Raw genomic sequence first — 19,872 nt, forward strand, 5'->3', positions numbered from 1 at the left:
AGTCTTCTATCGACGTGCGGAGCTGCGGAATGATTCCATGGTGGGAAATGGGGCTGCGCCTTGTTCTAGCGGCCCTGCTCGGCGCCGTAATCGGCATTAACCGTGAGCGTCACGAATGGGCCGCTGGGCTGCGCACACATATGCTGGTGAGCGTCGGCTCGGCGCTGGCCATTTTGGTATCGGCGTTTGGCTTCTCCGATATTTTGGGTCATCCAAACGTCAATCTTGACCCTTCCCGCATCGCCGCGCAGGTCGTCAGCGGTATTGGCTTTCTCGGTGCTGGCACCATCCTTTTTATGCAGCGCGAACAAGTCATTCGCGGCCTAACTACCGCCGCAGGCCTTTGGGCGGTGGCCTCGGTGGGGCTGGCATCTGGCGCGGGCCTGTATCTCGCCGCCGCGATGGCCACCGTTTTGCTCTGGATCATCTTGGCCGCGCTCAAGCCATTAGAACGGCGCTACCTGCGGCGAAACTTTCGCAATAACCGTCTGCTGCTGCATCTTGCCGAAGGCACCTCTCTTAATGAGATCGAAAGCGCCGTTACTAAGGTAGGGCTAGAGGTATCCGTAATCACTCTTCAGCGCAGCGACCAAGGCGAGCATCTGATGGAAGTGCTGTGCGACCCGCCGCTTTCTCATGCGGCGATGCTCGCCAAGGCTGATGCCCTTCGGCACATGCCCGGCATTACTGCGGTAGAGCTCACCGGGCAGGCGCGCTTGAGCTAAGCCGTGTAGGGAATTCTTTCACGCATTCAGCAGTGTGAAAATTTTCTTCATTTTTATTGCATTTGCGAATCAGTCTCATTATCATGCGCGCATCAAGCGGTGACCTACCGCATGCGCACCGATAAGTGCGGCCTCTTTCCCCACACTCCCCCATGTTGACCCCCATGAGCTTCCACCATCGCAACCTGCAACGCACGCCGATCGCTCTAGCTCTTATCGCACTTCTTGCCCTCCCGGCTTTCGCACAAACTGGCCCTGCTGCAGACCCGTCGGCGGCAAAAACACTCGATGCAGTTGTTGTAACCGCCACCGGTTTCGAGCAAAAGATTACCGATGCACCGGCCAGCATCAGCGTAATCACCCGCGAAGAGCTCACCACCCGCCCCTACCTGACACTGATTGACGCAGTGCGCGATCTTGAAGGCGTGGATGTGGGCGAAACCTCCGATAAAACCGGGCAAAAAACCATTTCCATGCGCGGAATGGGGCCGGACTACACGCTGATTCTGGTTGATGGTAAACGCCAGAATAACCACGGTGATATCTACCCCAATGCCTTCGGCGGTAACCAGTTCAACCATATTCCGCCGTTGGATATGATCGACCGCATCGAAGTGATCCGTGGCCCTGCCTCTACCTTGTATGGCGCTGATGCGCTGGGCGGCGTCATCAATATCATCACCCGCAAAGTGGCTAACCGCTGGCGCGGCTCGGTGACGGCAGGCCATAGCTTGCAACAGAACAGCGATTTCGGCAGCGATAGCACACTCGACTTCGCCCTAATGGGCCCGCTGGTGGAAGACAAGCTCGGCCTCGTGCTGCGCGGCTCGTGGTATCAGCGCGATGCATCCACTCCGGAATACGAAACAATTACGGCCCCCGACGGCACCGTGTTTGAGCGTTCGCTTGGCTTTGGCAGCGGCGGCAAAACTGTCGATAACACCAATAAAAGTGCGGGCATCACCCTAAGCTGGACGCCCACCGCGCAGCAAAGCGTGGTGTTTGATTACGACATTTCGCGCCAAACCTACGACAACACGCCGTACATCAATAACCTGGGTACGGAAACCTATCCGCTTGGCACCTCCGACGGCTTGGGCGGGATCTGGCGCAAAGACCCACGCGTAGGCTATGCCGCCGACCAAAAATTCACCCGCGACCAGTGGTCACTAAGCCACCAAGGCCAGTGGAGTTTTGGCGAAAGCACCATCGTGCTCTCGCACATAGACACCGGCAATCACGGCCGTACCCTGCCGTTTTCGGTAACCGAACGCCTGCTGTTCAAGGACATGTACTGCAATAACGCAGCCGTCTGCAGCAGCGGTGCCTACGCAGGCAAAACCCGCGAAGAACGCCAGCAGCTAGCAGTGGCTACCTTCCTGCCGCGCCCCAAGCGCACCATGGAAAGCCGCCAGTACACATTGGACGCCAAGCTCGATATCGATGCGGGTGACCGTCATCGTTTTATCGTCGGCGGCCAAGCGATCAACGGCGAGCTAGAAGATAGCGTCTTCGGAATGGAGCACGGTGGGCAAGGTGGCGCAGCGCAAGCGCACCGTATGTGGTCGCTATTTGCCGAAGACAGCTGGACCCCCATCGCCCCGCTTACTATCACCTTTGGCCTGCGTCACGATCAGCACAATCTATTTGGTAGCCAGCTCAGCCCGCGTGCTTACGCCGTGTGGACTGTGTCTGATACGTGGACGTTAAAAGGCGGCGTGAGCACCGGCTATAAAACACCCAAAACAACCGATCTTTACGACGGCATCACTGGCTTCGGCGGCCAAGGCACCAGCCCCTTCGTAGGCAACCCTGACCTCAAGCCAGAGACCAGCGTCAATAGTGAGCTGGCCTTGTACTGGGTGGCGGCCGACGATGCCCACAACTTCAACATCACCGTGTTCCGCAACGACTTCAACGACAAGATCGCGCGCGGCGAAAGCAATCTCAATTGCACACAAACCGGCGGTGTGCGCCCCTGCGCCAACCTTGGCGATTACGCGCAACTGGGCTACACCACGTATGCGCAAAATATCAATATCGACAAAGTTTTGATCCAAGGTGTGGAAGTAGCCGGGCAATGGGGCATTACAAATGCGCTGGCGCTGCGTGCGAATTACACCTATACCGATAGCGAACAGCTCAGCGGTGCGCAGAAAGGCCTTCCACTTACCAATAGCGCGCGCCATATGGCCAATGCCAGTTTGAACTGGGCGCTAACGGAAGCGTTCAACCTGCAGATTATTGGAGAGGCGCGCTCCAAGCGCTACCGTGGTCTCATCAATAACGCACGTAGCGACTACAAGGGCTATAGCGTGCTGCACCTTGGCGCGCAATATCGTTTCAATGAAACGCTCAGCGTCAGTGCGCGTATCAATAACCTGCTCAACCGTGATTTCACCAGTTTTGAAACCGCATGGACGCAAGCCGCCGACGGCAGCTACACCCCCAGCTATCTCGACGACTATAACAACAAGGACAAAGCGCGAAATCTTTGGCTCAGTGTAAACTGGCAGTTCTAATGTCTGCATCTCCCACGGCTCCTAGCAATCGGCAGCAGCGCGGCTATTGGCTGCGCACGCTGCACCAATGGCATTGGATCAGCGCCGCCGTGTGCTTGATCGGCACGCTGCTTTTTGCCGTGACGGGAATTACCCTCAACCACGCCGGGCAGATCGAGGCCAAACCTACTGTCGTGCATATCCAAGGCACGCTCCCACCGGCCATGCTGAGCTCACTCACTACGCCCCGCGAAGGTAACGCGCCGTTGCCTGCTCCGGTGACGGCATGGCTGCTTAAACAACACGGCATCAATGCCGCACAGCGTGATGCCGAGTGGTCGGAAGATGAGGTGTATCTGTCCATGCCCGGCCCCGGCCGCGATGCGTGGCTGAGCATTCAAAAAGAAGATGGTGCGCTGGAATACGAACGTAGTGACCGCGGCACCATCGCCTTTCTCAATGATCTGCACAAAGGCCGCAACACGGGCGCAGCGTGGAGCTGGTTTATCGACCTCTTTGCCATCGCCTGCGTTGTGTTCACCGTTAGCGGCCTGTTTCTGCTGTGGCTGCATGCCCGCCAACGTCGCAGCACTTGGCCTTTAGTTGGGCTGGGGCTGCTTATTCCGTTGCTACTGGTTTTGCTTTTCATTCACTAACCTTCGAAAACACATCCATGCGCCTCACTCTCACACTCGCTCTTAGTGGCCTTGCCCTCGCCCCCGCGCACGCGGCCGACCTCAAACTTAACGTTGAGATTCCACGGATCAATGCGGCCGAATACCACCGCCCATATGTCGCAATTTGGGTGGAAGGTGCCGATGGAAAAGCCGCTGCCAATCTCGCTGTGTGGTACCAAGACAAAGACACCAAAGAAGGCCACGGCACCAAATGGCTGCCCGACTTGCGGCAGTGGTGGCGCAAGAGTGGCCGCACACTCAAAGTGCCGGTAGACGGCATCACCGGCCCTACTCGCCCGGTGGGTAAACACGCCATTAGTTTTGATGAAAAGCACCCTGCGCTTGCCAAACTTCCTGCCGGTCACTACACCCTTGTAGTGGAAACCGTGCGCGAAGTAGGCGGGCGCGAGTTACTCAAAATCCCCTTCGATTGGAAGGGCAAACCCAGCAGCGGCAGCGCCCAAGGCAAAACCGAGCTAGGCACCGTTACCTTAGCCGCGCGCTAACCCCAGCACACACGTACTCCACCTAATTTTAGTCAATAAGGATTACCCATGAAACGCACTACCCTTGCGCTTGCCGCCGCGCTCTGCCTGCTGCCACTCACCTCGATGGCGCATAAACAATGGATGGTTCCTTCCGCTACCGTGGTGGCCGGCAACAATGCATGGGTCACGGTGGATGCTGCGATCTCAAACCAGCTCTACTACCCCGATCATTTCGCCATGCAGCTGGACAACGTCACGATTACCGCGCCCGACGGCAGCACATTCCGCCCCGAAAACCCCGCCTCAGGCAAATACCGCAGCGTGTTTGATGTACCGCTAAAGCAAGACGGTACCTACCGCATCGCCAACGTTAACGCTGCCCTATCGGCACGCTGGGATACTCCGGAAAGCATCGCCGCAGCGAAAGCCGCAAAAGACGGCAAGGCACCTCCCGGCGGCTTTCTGCGCGGCGTGAAGGCCGAGGAGTTGGCCACCAAAATTCCGAACAACGCGCTCAATGTGCAGGTAACCGAAGGCAATGGACGTGTAGAAACCTTCGTCACCCACGGCGCGCCCAGCACCGTCGCTCCGGTGGGCAAAGGATTGGAGCTCGCCCCCATCACCCACCCCAACGATCTGTTCGCCGGTGAAGAAGCCAGCTTCAAGCTTCTTGTGGACGGCAAGCCCGCCGCGGGGTTGGAGGTTGAAATCATTCGCGGCGGCACCCGCTACCGCAATGCGCAAGATGAAATCAAAGTCACCACCGCCGCGGATGGCAGCTTCAAAGTGACATGGCCCGAAGCCGGAATGTACTGGCTAGAAGCCTCCACCACTGACAAGAACACCAGCGTTCCGCAGGCCAAGCAGCGCCGTCTGAGCTATGTGGCCACGCTGGAAGTGCTGCCGCAGTAACGCCCTTGTCTCCGCATACGGCCGCCAAGTCGATCGCCACGCTTGGCGGCGCCACTATGGGCACAACGTGGAGCGTGCGTCTTGTTGCCGCGCGCAAAACCAACCTGCACGCGCTGCACACAGACATTCAAGACCAGCTCAATCTTGTCGTGCAGCAAATGAGCACATGGGAGGAAACGTCTGACCTCAGCCGCTACAACCGCGCCAATGCAGGCCAGTGGTTAGCCATTCCAACAGAATTTGCACAGGTGTTACGCTGCGCACTGGAAGTTGCCGAAGCCAGTAATAGCGCATTCGATCCGAGTATCGGTTCGCTTGTTGGGGTATGGGGCTTTGGCGCGCACGCACACAGCACCACACCCACGCCCGAAGCACTGGATATTGCACGCCAACACGCAGGTTGGCAGCGCATCGTTTTAGATGCCGAACACAACCACGTGCTGCAACCCGGCGGTGTTCAGCTCGACCTTTCCGCCATCGCCAAAGGCTTTGCCGCTGATCTGGTTGCTACAACACTGCGCCATCGCGGTATTGAAAGCGCCCTTGTAGAAGTGGGGGGTGAATTACTCGGCTTTGGCCAAAAACCAGACGGTGAACCGTGGCGCGCCTTGGTGGAAGCCGGGCCGGAGGAAGACGATCACCACCTGCCGCCGCGTATTCTTGAACTCAACGATCTTGCGGTTGCCACTTCGGGCGATCGTTGGCACCACTACACGCGCGACGGCCAGCACTACACACACACCATAGACCCACGCAGCGGCCAACCGCTTGCGCACGCCATGGCCGCAGTCAGCGTTATTGCAAACAGCGCCATGCAGGCCGATGCCTGGGCCACCGCGCTAAGCGTATTGGGGGCCGAAGCAGGCTTTGCCTTGGCCGAACAATTACAGCTTGGCGCGCGCTTTCTGACACGCAGCAACGGCGAGCTTCACGAACGTATGACAACCCAATTTCAACAAGCCCTCGCCGCATGAGCAGCACGCATAACCACTGGCGTTCGCGCATCGGTAACGCACTCGTACTGGCACTTCTAGCAGGCCTAGCCGCTTGGCTATGGACACTGCAAACAAGTCATTGGCCAACCCTTGCACCGCAAATGGATGTCCGCCTCGCCGCTGGGCTTAGCTTTACCCTTTGGCTTGTACTTTGCGCCGTTACACTGCTTTTGCCTCGCAAAAAACCGGCAATAAAACAACAGCACACCGACGACAACACCTGGCATGTCATCCACGCCAGCCAGACAGGGTTCGCTCTGGAATTGGCCGAACGCAGTGTTCGCTTATTGCGCGACGCAGGCCAAACGGCGCAACTCCACGATCTTGGCGAGCTTACCCCACAGCAGCTACAGGGCAAGCGCTGCTTATTCATTGCCAGCACCACCGGCGAAGGTGACCCACCCGATACCGTACTCGCGTTTGCAAAGTATATTGACGCCAAGCATCAACACTGCATTGATTTCAGCACCACACAGTTTGCAGTACTCGCGCTTGGCGACAGCAGCTACACCGAATTTTGTGCTTTCGGCCACCGGCTTTCGCGCTGGTTGCTTGAGCACGGCGGCACACCGCTATTTGATCTCATCGAAGTGGATAATGCTGCCCCCGGCGCCTTGCAGCGCTGGCAGCAACAACTAGCAAACCTTGCAGGGCAAACGGACACTTCCGTTTGGGAAGCTGCACAAACGCAGCCTTGGATACTTGCCAAGCGCACGCTGCTTAACCCCGGCAGCCAAGGCTGGCCCGCCTACCATCTTGTGCTTAAGCCATTCGGCAGCGAAAAACCGCAGTGGCAGGCGGGTGATATTGCAGAGATTCACCCAACACCGCAGCTTCAGCGCGACTACTCCATCGCCTCCATTTCAAGCGATGGTCAAATTGAGCTCTTAGTTCGCCAAATGCAGCGCAGTGATGGCAGCCCCGGTCTTGGCAGCAGCTGGTTATGCGAACAACTTAATCTCGGTGATACCGTACCACTGCGCATTCGCAGTAACCCCAACTTCCACGCCCCAAGCCCCAGCACCCCGCTGATATTGATCGGCAACGGTACTGGCATCGCCGCATTGCGCGCGCTTACCAAAGCCCGAGCGCAAGAAGGGGCAAAGCAAACGTGGTTGATCTTCGGTGAGCGCAGCGCCGCCCATGACGCTTTCTTTGGCGACGAGCTAGAACACTGGCTTGAAAATGGCACACTCACCCACCTCAACCGCACTTTCTCGCGTGATGGCCACGTACAGCGTTATGTGCAAGATGCCTTACGCGCGCAAAGCCAGCGCTTACAAGAGTGGGTGAATAACGGCGCATCCCTCTATATCTGTGGCAGCCAAGAAGGTATGGCGCCCGATGTCGAAACCGCACTCAACGAGCTATTGGGCGAAACCACCGTGACCACACTCCGTCAAACAGGCCGTTATCGGCGCGACGTGTATTGATGCACCCAAAAAAGTTGCGGCACATCCCTGTGCCGCGGCGAAGCCAATTCCGTTGACACCGCCTTGAAAGAAACCTTACTTAAGCTCCACGATGCGCATCAGTAGCGCCTCACCTGCACCGTCTAGTGCAAACCGCATACGCTCATCACCTGCCATCAGTAGCGCGGTATCACCTGTTTCCATACTGCCCAGCGCATGCTCACCAGCAAAATGGGCCTGCCCTGCCAGCATATGCACAGCCCAGGTTTCTCCCGGGTCAGCAAATACCACCATGGCGCCCACCAGCGGCCTGCGCCAAATCTGCGCATCCACCACACCGCGCTTCCACATTAAGTTGAAATCACGGGTGGGGCCATCAAGTAACTCACCTACCAGCGATTGATCGCCCGAAAACCCGATCATGTCGAACGGGTTCGACAGTTCATGCACCTTTCCGTTGTCAAACCGCAGGCGCATCCCTGCGCCACTTAGCAGCACCAGCTGCCGCTCCACGCCGGGGAAAGTCGAAAACGGCACGTCCGTCTCTACCTCGGCAATGGATAGCCTCCATTTCCAGTCGTCAACATCGGGTTCCCGATGCACTTCCGACGTCCACCCCGCCCCATTTTTCCAGCGGCCGCGCCGATAGTCTGTAGCCCGCAAAATGCGTGACTTACTTCGTGTGGCGTCCTGCCTTACCGCTACTGCTTCCCCTTCACAGCAGCAAGACTGCGTCATCGGCGTGCTACCTGTGCAGGCGGCACATAAGCCGGAACCGGCAGCAAAGGCGTTGCTGCTCGCACCACTGTTCGCTGTGAATTAATCACAATGCGGTCACGATTTTTTTCAACAGTCTTCAAACCAATTCCTTTCACCAGCGCCAACTGCTCCGGGCTACGGAACGCACCGTTAGCGGTGCGATATTCCACAATCGCCTGTGCCTTCGCAGGGCCGATATTGAGCAGCACACGATCCAATGTAGCCGCATCTGCCGTATTGATATTCACCTTTTCCGATGCAGCGGCCCGGCCTGCCATTGCAAGCACCAGCAATACCGCGATCGCAATTGAAGTGAATAACCGCATGACATAACTCCTTGGGTGGCCAGCGCAGGGGTTGCCTCACTACTGCAATAGCGTGCCCGTTTGGATTTACACAGACTATCGGAAGCCTCTGCAGATGGCGTCGGAATTTCTCCGACTCTTGGGTAGGAAAAATCTGATCTCGCCACTTGATCCAACACAAAGTATTAAGCCTATCCAGCGTTACAATGAACCACCAACCCAAAGACAACAGGGACACCATGCACACCCATCACTTCAACGCCCACCAGATCCGCGACTTCGTTGGCGCCAAGTGGGATAACGAAATCATCCCGCAGTTGGTCGAATACATCAAAATTCCCAATAAATCACCGATGTTCGATGCCGATTGGGTGAAGAACGGCCACATGGATCGTGCTGTGGCCCTGATGGAGGGCTGGGCAAAAGCGCAAGTCATTCCGGGCATGCAGGTGGAGGTGGTGCGCTTGGAAGGCCGCACGCCGCTGATCTTCATCGACATTCCCGCTGCTAACGGAGGCCGCAACGACGACTGCGTGCTGCTTTACGGCCACATGGACAAACAACCGGAAATGACCGGCTGGGACGAAGACAAAGGCCCGTGGGTGCCCGTGCTGGAAGGCGACCGTCTGTATGGCCGCGGCGGTGCCGACGACGGCTATGCCATTTACGGCTCGCTCACCGCGATCATGGCACTGCAGGCACAAGGCGCGGCGCATGCCCGCTGCGTGATCCTGATTGAAGGCTGCGAAGAATCCGGCAGCTACGACCTGCCGTTCTATGTGGATCACCTCGCTAGCCGCATCGGCAAGCCGTCTTTGGTGGTGTGCCTCGACTCCGGCTGCGGCAACTACGAGCAGCTATGGTGCACCACCTCGCTACGCGGCTTGGCGGGTGGCAACCTTACTGTGGAAGTGCTGTCCGAAGGCGTGCACTCGGGCGATGCGTCCGGCATCGTGCCCTCTAGCTTCCGAGTGATTCGTGACCTGCTTTCACGTATTGAAGACGAAGACACTGGGCGCATTCTCTTAGATGGGTTGCAGGTAGAAGTCCCCGCCGACCGTTTAGCACAGGCGCGCAAAGTATCTACGGTGCTGGGTAATGAAGTGTTCGATAAATTCCCCTTCCTGCCCGATATGAGCCCAATGAACGCCGATCTCACCGAGCTGGTGCTCAACCGCACCTGGCGCCCGGCCTTGTCGATTACCGGCGTTGATGGCCTGCCCCCACTGGCATCGGCGGGCAACGTGTTGCGCCCATTCACCGCGCTCAAACTCAGCCTGCGCCTGCCGCCCACGCTGGAAGGCAAGAAAGCCGGTGAGCTATTGAAAGAAACCCTGCTGAAAGATCCGCCCTACGGCGCCAAAGTTAGCCTGTACCTAGAAAAAGCCAGCACTGGCTGGAATGCCCCCGCCATGGCTCCGTGGCTGGAACAAGCCATCGAGCAATCTAGCCAAGACTTCTTCAGCAAGCCCGCCATGTACATGGGCGAAGGCGGCACCATTCCGTTTATGGGCATGCTGGGCGAGAAGTTCCCCGGCGCGCAATTCATGATCACCGGCGTGCTGGGCCCGCATTCCAATGCCCACGGCCCCAATGAATTTCTGCATATCCCGATGGGTAAAGCCGTTACCGCCTGCGTGGCCCGCGTGATGGCCGAACACAGCGCCGCCAGCCTGCGCGGTGAAACCACGGGTGTTGCGGCAACCGGCGACAATTCGTATGCGGATACGCCGGGGGGCTGCTGCTGAATACCACTTGCCACACGGATCGCCTAACTAAACCAACAAACCCGCCGAATGGCGGGTTTGTTGGTTTAGATGTTGCGTGAGAATTACCAACATCCAGTCGCGGGTGTTTTCGTGCCCGCTTGATTGACGGTCAGCGTACTGCATGAGTCACCGCTTTGTGCCGGTTTAGGCGTAGCGCTAATGGTGTACGTCTTGAGCCCAAGATTGCTTGGCGCGATGGAGTAAAACTCCAAAGCCTTAGGCTCACAGATCGCTGTGTTTGCTGTGAACCCCACGTAAGTCAAATTGGCCGTATAAAAACGTTCTGCTTGCTGCGCTACCGCTGCTGCACAAGCCCCACCTGCTGTCCGCCTTCCTTTGCGGACATACTCTGTGTAAGACGGTATAGCGATGGATGCCAAGATGCCGATAATTGCAACGACCACCATTAGCTCAATCAAACTAAACCCGTGTTGTTTTGAAGCACGCATGGAACGCTCCTTAAATTGATTCATGGTGCTCAGTCGTTGCGAATTTCGCGCCAAGAGACGCGGTTCCACAAAGCCTGTCCTTTATTGATTTTCTGCGTTTCACCACTCGATGTATTGATGACCAGTTGGCCAGGTAACAACACCGGCAAGGTTGGCATGCCATTGGTCTTTACCGAGCCCGTTGGTTTTCCTGCCGTCCCTGCATCATCAGTTGTACCATCGCCATCCAAGTCAAAGTATGAGCGGCCGGTAGCAATACCTGGGAAGGGCTGTAGGGCATTGATATAGCCGCTACCACCCACGTCGTCACAAGAGTTTCCGGAGGGCATCATGCTGGCCGTTACCAAGAACGAGCCGTCAATTTGTGCATTCTGCACAATCCGCTCACCTTCACCCGTTAGATCAACATACCAACCCTTTTTACCGGCGGACAAGGATGAGAGCTCTTGGAAGTAGCGCCGTCCAGTAGAAGCATCCGTTGTTACGCTGCGCGAATCCAGATTGGCGCGGGTATAAGTAGTGCCATCGTCCATTACACCGTACATACTTTGGGAACTTGTCGTCTTATCGTTGCCATCTGTGGCACTTAGGTAGCTCCCCGTACCAAAGAATACCCAGCGCGTATTAGTACGCGGGTCTACCGCAGTTACCAACCCACCGGTAATTGGCTGTGGAGTTCCCGCTGTCTTTTCTGCATGAAACACCTTACTAGCAGACCAAGCCGCCGGGTTGGTACTTGTCATGTCGAACTTCCAGATGTTGCCCTGCATATCACCGGCATAGGCGTATACGAGGGTTTTACCATCCGCAGCATACAACCCAGTCGGGGTAGACAAGCCGTTATTAAGGGTCGCGTCTGTAGCAATTTCCTTAATGACAGCACCCGTTGTCAGATTGAGAACCAGCAGCGCTGCCTTACCACTACTACTATTGATGCCATTGCCAACAATAACGGCTGGAGTGGTCGCTGTGCCGCTAGTACGCACAGCCGCAAGAACTGGAGCACCCAATACTTGCCCCATGTTATCAGCACTCGGTGTGGCCGATGTTGAAGCACGCTCCCATTTGACGTTCGCAGCGGCAAACGATGAAGGATTAGTGACATCGAGTGCATACAAGCCTTTTCCACCACGCCCCAATGCTCCCACTAGAATATTGGTGCTACTTGGCCCAAGTGAGCGCTTACTCACAACAATAGGACCATCCACAAACCACTGGTGCGTATAGTCCCCTGCACTAAAGTCCTTTAACTTTGCGAAGTTAATAATGCTTGGGACATATGCAAACAATTCGTTACCATTACTTGCGTCGAACGCGTGCATCATGCCGTCATTCGCACCGATGTAAACGGTATCTGTTTCACTTACATAAGCAGGTGACGAGTTTACAATATCACCAAGCAACGATGTGCGCACCCGAAGCTTACCCGGAGCCGTACCTTCTTTCGACTGATCACCCAAGATATAGTTCGCGTTGTCGGCACCACTTACTTCATAACTGGCCGCGCCCACACCTGTTTTATCAAGTGCGCTTACTTGGCTTGCGGTGGGAAAGCTAGCCCCGGCCGTGCTCCCCATGGTAAACACTTTACGCGTAGTGCCGTAAACCGGAATTGAAGCCTGCCAATTTTCTGCTCCGGTAGTCACGGTTTCTGACTTCAGGCCACCCGTCCATAGACCAGACACATAACTGGCCTTAAAGATTTTTGTCCCGGTATTGAGGCTGGTGGCATCGCTGGCTGTTGTATTAGAGAACGAACCTGTACGCTGCGAAATTGCTGCCAAGGCCGCACTCAAACCATCAGCAAACTCCTGCGGACTAGACGCAGAGACAAAAGATCCACGCCCATTGACGGCAGCATGCAGCAAATCATCCAGACGGTATTTGGTATCGTTGTTTGCATTGCCGGTATCCAACTGGGCACTACTTGGCCAAGTTGTAGATGGCGTCACTTGCGACACGCTGGACAGCCCGCTTGTAGTTTTTAGGCCAATCGAAATAGTGAAAGTCACCATATGCTGCCAAAACGCAGGGTCGCGCCCCACCTGATCGTTCTCTCCGGCCACCTTGGAGTAGCTGCTGGGCACGTTATTGGCCAAGTCCGTTCGAAGGTCATTTTTCCAATACCGCATTGCCACATCGGCCAGCGAATTGGAAACCCCATCCGGATAGGGGGCGGCTTTTTTATACTGATAGCCCTTATAGTTGGGATCGGTGGTAGCCAAGTCATTAGTAATCAGGCTGCCATCGTTATCATCACCATTCGTTCCTGTATTTACCGTACTGTTATTCCAATAACCGTCTGTGGTTAGAATAGTGAAGTTTTGGCGACAGGAAAACTGTGCAGTACCACTTTCAGGACCATAAGGACCTGTGTTTGCTGAACCTGAAAAATATTGCCCTGCGCTGTTAAGTGCGGTCTGCAATGGCGTACCGTTATTAGCCTCAGCTGCAAACAGGCGGTTGAACCAAGTCGATCGCGAGGTAGTGGCCGTGGCATCGCCTTGTGCAGTGATACCATTGACGAAACGACCGTCGTTGCCATCCCCCACTGGGATATCGAAATTACTGCGATTCCAAATAGTGCGATAACCCACACGCACCTTGCGCCCCTGAGTATTGAAGGCTTCCGCCGCGCCGCCTTTGGCGGCCTTGATGCGGGTACGGTAATAGGAATACCAGGTGGCGAAATTGGCTTTCTCTGCGTCCAGTGAACGCCCGGTTGGTGTTACCCCCGACGCGCAATCGATCCAATCGTAGCTGTCAAAGCCATTGCCACAGCGATTGGTGGTGTAATATCTGGCACTGAGTTGATAGTCCGCCGCGTTGTTATCGGGATTGGCGTCCGTCGCTTCGACAGTGTAAACGCCCGAAACCGTTGGGCTGACAGTGCAAGTATTCGGGTTTGGGTCACCCACTTCAACCGCACAGACCACGATCCCGGACGGATTCTTTAGCCTGAAGTACCCGTACCTCGAGGTGTTCCTGCGAATGGTTAGTTCCAATGTTTCACCCGCAGGGATGCTGCCGAGGGTGTGGGTGTTGACGTTGTTATTCTTTACGGTACCTGACGCTGGGGTCACGCTAAGTAGTGATGCACCGCTCTCAACCACCTTGCCCCAATGACTTTGCACAATATCCGAACCACCGGCCAGGATCTGGTAGCGGTAGTAGTTCTCGACGTTCGACAGATATACCGCCCCCGTTTGCGACCTATTCTTGGGCACATAGAAAGTACGCGTATAGTCGGCCAGATTGACCGTACCACTGCTTGTGCTTGCACTGGTCAACGGATCGGTATAGCTCACTAAGTTGGTGTCATCGTAAGCGCTGCCGTAGCTGGTGCCGCCAGTGACACGACTGCCACTGGCCGTCACCCATGGCTGATATGTGGTACCAGGGTTGTAGTACATGGTATTAGTGGTATAGGCCTGCTCGAACATCCAGTTATTGCCGCTCCGATAGGTCAGGTCGCCGGAATTACCGCTACTCACACCATCGTCACTGGGCTCATCACTGAAACTACCCACCCCTGTGATCTTAGCGATGCTGCCATTATTGATATTTTCCCACCGCATCGACCCGGAGTCATCGAGGATAAACAAGATATTCGGAGCCACTCTGACGCCCGTCATCAAGGGCTCATCTGGAATTACAATGCCTGCATTTACAGGCAGCGCCAAAATGGTTGCCAAAAACGCCACAGGAGTTACCCACACAGGGCGTTGTTTATCCATGGCACGTACTAGCTTGGTCTTGGAATTGGGGTAATGGTTTTTCATGGCTAAACCCACACTTTAATTATGGATTGGGCTGGCTAATGATATTAGCCTGCAACACGACCTGCGCTTGGCCACGACCACGGCCAAACGAAGTCACGCGAAACATCGGACGCTTACACATATATTCGGGTGCATTTGTTGACGAACAGACACCTATAACGTCTTTACTTTCACCGATGCCGCGCCCTAAATACTCGACAATAAAGCCATAGCTGGGAGAGTTGGCGCCGTTTACCTGAGTCCACCCAGTGGGTTGCAATGGCGCTGTTTCCCAATTAGCAGCCACTGCTGGATCGCTACGATCACAATAACCGTTTCCTACACAGGTTGCGCTTCCACGTAGCGCAGTAAATGTATTTGAACCATTCCACATGGCATTGAACGTGCCGCCAATTACGGTATTAGTAGCGACGCGCAACCCCATTTCAGCCGCCTGCATTGCATCGTTGCGATCGCGCAGATTGGCGCCCATACGCTCTTGCATCGCAGAGCTTCGCAATACGGCAACGCCTAGAACAGACATAACAATAAGCAGAATCAGCACCACCAGCAGTGAAATACCCCGCTGTTGACGAGACCCAATGCACAATTGATTGTGATTTAGCTTACTCACGGGCGGCTCCGAATACTTATAACGTTAGATGTCTGTCGCGTGATGTAATTATTGCCATCCACCTTCACGTCCCCCCCCATCGTTTTTTGGCCACGCAGCGTCAAATTCACACGCATTGCAATAACGTCATTCCATTGAGCCGGAGTGCTTGTATAGGCATTACCACTATTACGTAGATAGCTTACTGTCATCCCAGTAACACCTGTTATTACTTCTTGCCCCGCAGCGCCATTGCGTTGAACTTTAAGTGCACCGCCGTCTAAATACCAGCGATTACTGCGGTAGCGCGCAGCAGAAACAGAGGCCGCTGGCGAAATATCTTTATTATAAATAGCAACCGGTGTAGCTGGTGAAAAAGTTAACGTATTTGAACCATCATTAACATTCGTTACAGTTACAACATAGAGCTGGCTTGCATTACAAATTACGGCCTTATCATTATTTGCAAACGCATCTGATAATTTCCAATCGGGTAGGCCTTCTGCTGGTTTTTTTAGCGTCACGGTGCTAGTTGTTGCGCCAGTCACCTGATACCCTGCGTCATCAGCTGAAACCGCAGTAAATTCACTTCCTGATCCAGATAGCGGTGTCGATAAAAGCGCTGTTTCATCTGCAGTTAGCGCATGCTCCACATCCGGTCGCGCCAAATAAGAGCATGCCGTGCCACCAGCCGCCCTGATATCGCGAGACATTAGCTCATATGCAACCCGCGCCCCTTCTTGAATGCGGTTCTGCCCTTCGTTGGCATTAAACGTATTTTGATTTGATTGGAAAATTGCAATCGCCGCACCAAGCACCAGCAACCCCAGCACCATGGCGATCATCAATTCAATCAAGCTAAACCCTGCTTGATATAACCGTTGCAAAGAGGGCCGGCTCATATTTGTGTCTCCACCGCCAACGAGCGTGAGCTACCGCCTTGATCCGCCCCCCCTCGTGAGTCATCCCAAAACACTGTCACTGTGCATGTTAAGCCCGGCCCGCAATTCGTTACTTGCCCGCATGTTGTTGCTGCATTGCCCAGCATCGTTTTAATAGATGCTACCCAAGCCGACTTATCATTTGATACTCGCGTTGTTCCAGCGGCTGGCGTAGCGCATGTTTTCCCCATATTGTAGCTTGCTGCTTGCGTTGGATTTGCGCGAATCGCTTCTAACATAGAGCTCGTTGCCATTACTGCCTGACTGGACTCCAACGAGCTTTGCCCACCACGAAGTGCCAATGATTGCATGGCAGCAATACCCAATAGACCAACGGCAAGCACCAGTACGGCAACCATCACTTCGATGAGGCTCATACCCTGCGCCCCCCTAGGCATTGTTGCGGGTTGGAATAAACGATTCATGAGCACGCTCCATTTACTACTGACACCACTCCACTAATACGCACCGTCAGGCACCGTTTGGTGTTGGATACGGCGACTTCTACCTTTTGCTCTGTATTGGCCAAGCCCGATGGCTTGAACACAACCCCATCTTGAGGGCCACTAACTACCACGGGATCACTGACAACGTGATAGCGAATAACGTCATCTGCGCAGCTAGCTGCATTCGCCGGATCTGTGCAAGATGTTTTGTCGATACCGTGAACCACCCACCCTGCCCAAGTAGCACTTGAGGCACAGGTGGCGCTTCCGTCAGTACTCGGACAAATTGTGACGCGAGTATTTCGACGAACGGCCTCGGCCCGTGCCAACTGAAGACCCGCAATAAGCTCTTCGGTCTGCGCCTTCACACGCCCGCTTTCCACCATGCTGCTCATACTCGGCGCCGCAATCATGGCCAGTATTCCGATTACCGCCACCGTCACCATCAGCTCCACAAGGGTGAAGCCGCGTGGCTGTGCGGGTAAAGGTAAATGTGTTTGGTGTCGCAACATGGCACCCTCGCTTTTTGGCTGTTTCACAGTAACGGCTCCTTTCCTAGGCTTCCAGCAACGCCCGATAGGCGGGCCAATGGCGGGCGTTAGCGGCAATGACTGCCACTTAGCGGCTGCTCGTGGTAGAACTATGGCCCACACTTTAAACCTTGTTTCGATGCCCCCAACCACGCCGCTCTCCGCGCTTTGGCGCCCCACAGCCCTGCTTACGGTGGTGCTCGGCGGCGAGGCATTGGCAGCCATTCTAGCGCTGGCCCCGATGCAAAGTGGGGCGCGATTGATGCAGTTTGGGCTAGCCTCGCTAGCGGCGCAGTGGGTGCTGCTGGGCACGCTATGTTTGCTCTTTCTTCTGCGCGCCCCCCTCTCTCGCCTACCCGCGCTGCGTCTAGCGTGGGTGTGTTTGGCACTTTTTTTGATGATGAGCCTGCTGGTGGCCGAGGCGGCATGGGCGGTGCTGTCTATGACGGCTACGCTTGAGATCAGCCGGTCTGCATTCGTTTTACGCCTGCTGGCCTTGGCACTGGTGGTGGGGCTGATTGGGCTTTTGACCTACCAAAACTATTGGCGCTCACGGCAATTGGCGGTGCGCGCCAAGCAGCTAGAGCTGGAGGCACTGCAAGCGCGCATTCGCCCACACTTCTTATTCAACACGCTCAATACGGGCGCTGCGCTGGTGCATGCGCAGCCAGACGTGGCTGAACGGGTTTTGCTGGATCTGGCCGACCTGTTCCGCAGTGCGCTGCGCGGGCCAAAGCTCATCCCGCTGCATGAAGAATTAGAGTTGACCCAGCGCTACCTAGACATCGAGGCGCTGCGTTTTGGCGAGCGCCTACGCCTAGTCTGGGAAGTTCCAGATACACTCCCTAGTGTGCAAGTGCCATCGCTTTCTATTCAGCCACTTGCAGAAAATGCCATTCGTCATGGCATTGAGCGCCTGCCTCATGGTGGGCAGTTGCAGGTGATCGTTACCAGCACGCATAAGGGCATCGAAGTTTTGGTTAGCAACGATCTGCCTGAAGAGGCAGGTGACTCCAAGGGCCACGCGGTTGGTCTAGCCTCTGCCAAAGAACGTATCTTGGCGATGACCGATGGCCGTGGCCGCGTGGATACGGTGGTTGAGGATGGCCGCTTTGTGGCGAAAATGGTGCTGCCCAAGCCTGTTTAATTCAATCCAATAGCACCGATAAACGCGCAATGGCATCATCTATCACAGCAGCAGGCGCACGCTCTATCTTTCTAGCTTTGCGCGCTACGAGGTCAAGCATTCGGGTTTTATTGACCAAAGCCACGCCTTGGGTTTTACAGCCCGTACTTACCAGCGAAACCGCAAACCCGGCATAGCGCGCATAATCACCGCCTTGGGTGATGGGCGCTACTAACACATCGCCCAACTTGTTGAACTCTTTGGTCGTTAGCACCAACGCTGGGCGCGTGCCTCGTTGTTCATGCCCAAGCGCAGGATCAAGCGGCACACTAACAATATCGCCACGTTCAAACACTGCCATCACCACACCTCGTTTCCAACAGGCGGGGCGCTACCCCAAGCATCCATATCTGCAGGCGGCTGGGCATTGCTATCGCACTGGGCAAGCAAATTGGCCAAAGTGTATTTTTTCTTAGGGGTGAGGATGATTTTTCCATCCGGGGTGGTGTTTAACATGAGGTGCTTACCTACACCAATACCAAGATCTTTCAAAACCAAGGGTGGCACCACAAGCGCCGTGCTATTACCCATTTTCCTAAGCACAACTTCCATGGGACACCTCCAAAAATTACCTAAACCACACCATAGCATAAAGGTAAAACAATGTTTTACTGCACCTTAAACTCAATCCGCCGGTTACGGGCGCGGCCTGCGTCGGTGGCGTTGTCGGCAACCGGGGTGTCTGGGCCTTTGCCTTGTATGTCGATACGGTTTGAAGGAAGCCCTTTGGCTTCCATATAGCTGCGTACCGCCAGTGCACGGGCTTGGCTTAGGGTGATGTTAGCCTCACGCTTACCGACGTTGTCGGTATGGCCCACCACCAAAAAGCGCACGCTGGGCATCTGCGCCATTTTCGCCACCATTTCATCGAGAATCGCAGCTCCATATGGGGTGAGTTGGGCGCTGCCGCTTTGAAACTCAACGATACGATTGGCCAGAGTTTGGTCGAGTAGTTGCTGCCGCCCGCCCACCTTCAAACCATTGACAACGGTGTAGTTGGCATTACTGGCAAGGCTGAGATCGCTGGCCACTTGTTGGCGCAGCGCTTCGTTTGCCACTTCACCGCGCACGGCAATCGACTGCCCGTTGATTTCCAGCTTGCCTGCACTCACCCGCTTGAGCCCGGGGGTGAGCATATTGGCGACATAGGTGCCCCAGTTGGGCGGCGTTGCAATGTCTTCTACTTGAATGCGGTCCACCACACGACCAGCACCATACACACCCTGCAGGCTGGCAAGTAACTTGGCCTTGGTGGCTTGATCGGGCACCACGCCCTCGATGATGACGGGGCGCTCGCTTGCGGGAGTTGCTGCAGGTGGCTGCAGCACGGCTGTTTGCGCAACCGCCGCCCCCACTATGGTGATAAGCGCAAACGCGAACCCTGTACGCCGAAGGAAACGCAT

The 19,872-nt window shown here is 55.6% G+C and carries 20 protein-coding genes; 9 read left to right on the forward strand and 11 right to left on the reverse strand.

The window, feature by feature from the left end; genetic code table 11:
• Positions 1-29: 29 nt before the first annotated feature.
• The 7 genes from KUL77_RS05895 to KUL77_RS05925 all read left to right on the forward strand — a co-directional run bounded on the left by KUL77_RS05895 (position 30) and on the right by KUL77_RS05925 (position 7,731).
• The gene (locus KUL77_RS05895; RefSeq protein WP_297144428.1) at positions 30-725 is read left to right on the forward strand and encodes an MgtC/SapB family protein; all 696 of its coding nucleotides are present in this window, start codon (positions 30-32) and stop codon (positions 723-725) included.
• A 152-nt stretch (positions 726-877) separates the two neighbouring features.
• Positions 878-3,247, forward strand: coding sequence for a TonB-dependent receptor (locus tag KUL77_RS05900; RefSeq protein WP_297144430.1), 2,370 nt, complete (start codon positions 878-880; stop codon positions 3,245-3,247).
• Entirely contained in the window at positions 3,247-3,882 is a 636-nt protein-coding gene (locus KUL77_RS05905; protein ID WP_297144432.1) for a PepSY-associated TM helix domain-containing protein, read from the forward strand. The genes KUL77_RS05900 and KUL77_RS05905 overlap by 1 nt, the downstream gene beginning before the upstream one ends.
• Before the next feature lie 17 nt (positions 3,883-3,899).
• The gene (locus KUL77_RS05910) at positions 3,900-4,409 is read left to right on the forward strand and encodes a DUF2271 domain-containing protein (protein ID WP_297144434.1); all 510 of its coding nucleotides are present in this window, start codon (positions 3,900-3,902) and stop codon (positions 4,407-4,409) included.
• A gap of 48 nt (positions 4,410-4,457) precedes the next feature.
• Positions 4,458-5,303, forward strand: a complete 846-nt coding sequence (locus KUL77_RS05915; protein WP_297144436.1) for a DUF4198 domain-containing protein — start codon at positions 4,458-4,460, stop codon at positions 5,301-5,303.
• A 56-nt stretch (positions 5,304-5,359) separates the two neighbouring features.
• Positions 5,360-6,277: an FAD:protein FMN transferase gene (locus KUL77_RS05920; protein ID WP_297144513.1), complete on the forward strand. Its 918-nt coding sequence runs from the start codon at positions 5,360-5,362 to the stop codon at positions 6,275-6,277.
• A complete protein-coding gene (locus tag KUL77_RS05925; RefSeq protein ID WP_297144438.1) occupies positions 6,274-7,731 on the forward strand; it encodes a sulfite reductase subunit alpha in 1,458 nt (485 codons plus the stop codon). Before KUL77_RS05920 ends, KUL77_RS05925 begins: the two co-directional genes overlap by 4 nt.
• 75 nt (positions 7,732-7,806) lie before the next feature.
• Here KUL77_RS05925 and KUL77_RS05930 read toward each other — a convergent pair whose 3' ends face one another.
• Positions 7,807-8,448, reverse strand: a complete 642-nt coding sequence (locus KUL77_RS05930) for a HutD family protein (RefSeq protein ID WP_297144440.1) — start codon at positions 8,446-8,448, stop codon at positions 7,807-7,809.
• Positions 8,445-8,795, reverse strand: a complete 351-nt coding sequence (locus KUL77_RS05935; protein ID WP_297144442.1) for a ComEA family DNA-binding protein — start codon at positions 8,793-8,795, stop codon at positions 8,445-8,447. The genes KUL77_RS05930 and KUL77_RS05935 overlap by 4 nt, the downstream gene beginning before the upstream one ends.
• A gap of 218 nt (positions 8,796-9,013) precedes the next feature.
• Between KUL77_RS05935 and KUL77_RS05940 the strand changes: the two genes are divergently transcribed.
• Positions 9,014-10,522, forward strand: a complete 1,509-nt coding sequence (locus KUL77_RS05940; protein WP_297144516.1) for a M20 family metallopeptidase — start codon at positions 9,014-9,016, stop codon at positions 10,520-10,522.
• A gap of 83 nt (positions 10,523-10,605) precedes the next feature.
• Here KUL77_RS05940 and KUL77_RS05945 read toward each other — a convergent pair whose 3' ends face one another.
• From KUL77_RS05945 to KUL77_RS05970, 6 genes are read right to left on the reverse strand one after another with little or no spacing between them, the layout of a single operon-like run.
• Positions 10,606-10,992, reverse strand: a complete 387-nt coding sequence (locus KUL77_RS05945; protein WP_297144444.1) for a type IV pilin protein — start codon at positions 10,990-10,992, stop codon at positions 10,606-10,608.
• 29 nt (positions 10,993-11,021) lie between these two features.
• Positions 11,022-14,774 carry a PilC/PilY family type IV pilus protein gene (locus KUL77_RS05950; protein WP_297144446.1) on the reverse strand — a complete coding sequence of 1,251 codons (3,753 nt, stop codon included), beginning with the start codon at positions 14,772-14,774 and terminating at the stop codon, positions 11,022-11,024.
• A gap of 19 nt (positions 14,775-14,793) precedes the next feature.
• Positions 14,794-15,387: a PilX N-terminal domain-containing pilus assembly protein gene (locus KUL77_RS05955; RefSeq protein ID WP_297144448.1), complete on the reverse strand. Its 594-nt coding sequence runs from the start codon at positions 15,385-15,387 to the stop codon at positions 14,794-14,796.
• Positions 15,384-16,268 (reverse strand): prepilin-type N-terminal cleavage/methylation domain-containing protein, encoded by an 885-nt coding sequence (locus KUL77_RS05960; protein ID WP_297144450.1) that lies wholly within the window; start codon positions 16,266-16,268, stop codon positions 15,384-15,386. The genes KUL77_RS05955 and KUL77_RS05960 overlap by 4 nt, the downstream gene beginning before the upstream one ends.
• Positions 16,265-16,684 carry a type IV pilus modification protein PilV gene (gene pilV, locus KUL77_RS05965; protein WP_297144452.1) on the reverse strand — a complete coding sequence of 140 codons (420 nt, stop codon included), beginning with the start codon at positions 16,682-16,684 and terminating at the stop codon, positions 16,265-16,267. The genes KUL77_RS05960 and pilV overlap by 4 nt, the downstream gene beginning before the upstream one ends.
• Before the next feature lie 44 nt (positions 16,685-16,728).
• Complete coding sequence (locus KUL77_RS05970; RefSeq protein ID WP_297144453.1) at positions 16,729-17,292, reverse strand: GspH/FimT family pseudopilin; 564 nt, start codon at positions 17,290-17,292, stop codon at positions 16,729-16,731.
• Between the two features lie 130 nt (positions 17,293-17,422).
• Here KUL77_RS05970 and KUL77_RS05975 point away from each other — a divergent pair, with 130 nt between their 5' ends.
• Positions 17,423-18,430 (forward strand): histidine kinase, encoded by a 1,008-nt coding sequence (locus tag KUL77_RS05975; protein WP_297144456.1) that lies wholly within the window; start codon positions 17,423-17,425, stop codon positions 18,428-18,430.
• 1 nt (position 18,431) lies between these two features.
• Here KUL77_RS05975 and KUL77_RS05980 read toward each other — a convergent pair whose 3' ends face one another.
• From KUL77_RS05980 to KUL77_RS05990, 3 genes are read right to left on the reverse strand one after another with little or no spacing between them, the layout of a single operon-like run.
• A complete protein-coding gene (locus tag KUL77_RS05980) occupies positions 18,432-18,770 on the reverse strand; it encodes a type II toxin-antitoxin system ChpB family toxin (RefSeq protein WP_297144458.1) in 339 nt (112 codons plus the stop codon).
• Positions 18,770-19,021, reverse strand: coding sequence for an antitoxin (locus KUL77_RS05985; RefSeq protein ID WP_297144460.1), 252 nt, complete (start codon positions 19,019-19,021; stop codon positions 18,770-18,772). Before KUL77_RS05985 ends, KUL77_RS05980 begins: the two co-directional genes overlap by 1 nt.
• 56 nt (positions 19,022-19,077) lie before the next feature.
• Positions 19,078-19,872 (reverse strand): OmpA family protein, encoded by a 795-nt coding sequence (locus tag KUL77_RS05990; RefSeq protein ID WP_297144462.1) that lies wholly within the window; start codon positions 19,870-19,872, stop codon positions 19,078-19,080.

Origin of the sequence: Thermomonas sp., assembly GCF_019104945.1 — a bacterium.
In the GTDB taxonomy this organism is placed as follows: Bacteria; Pseudomonadota; Gammaproteobacteria; order Xanthomonadales; family Xanthomonadaceae; genus Thermomonas.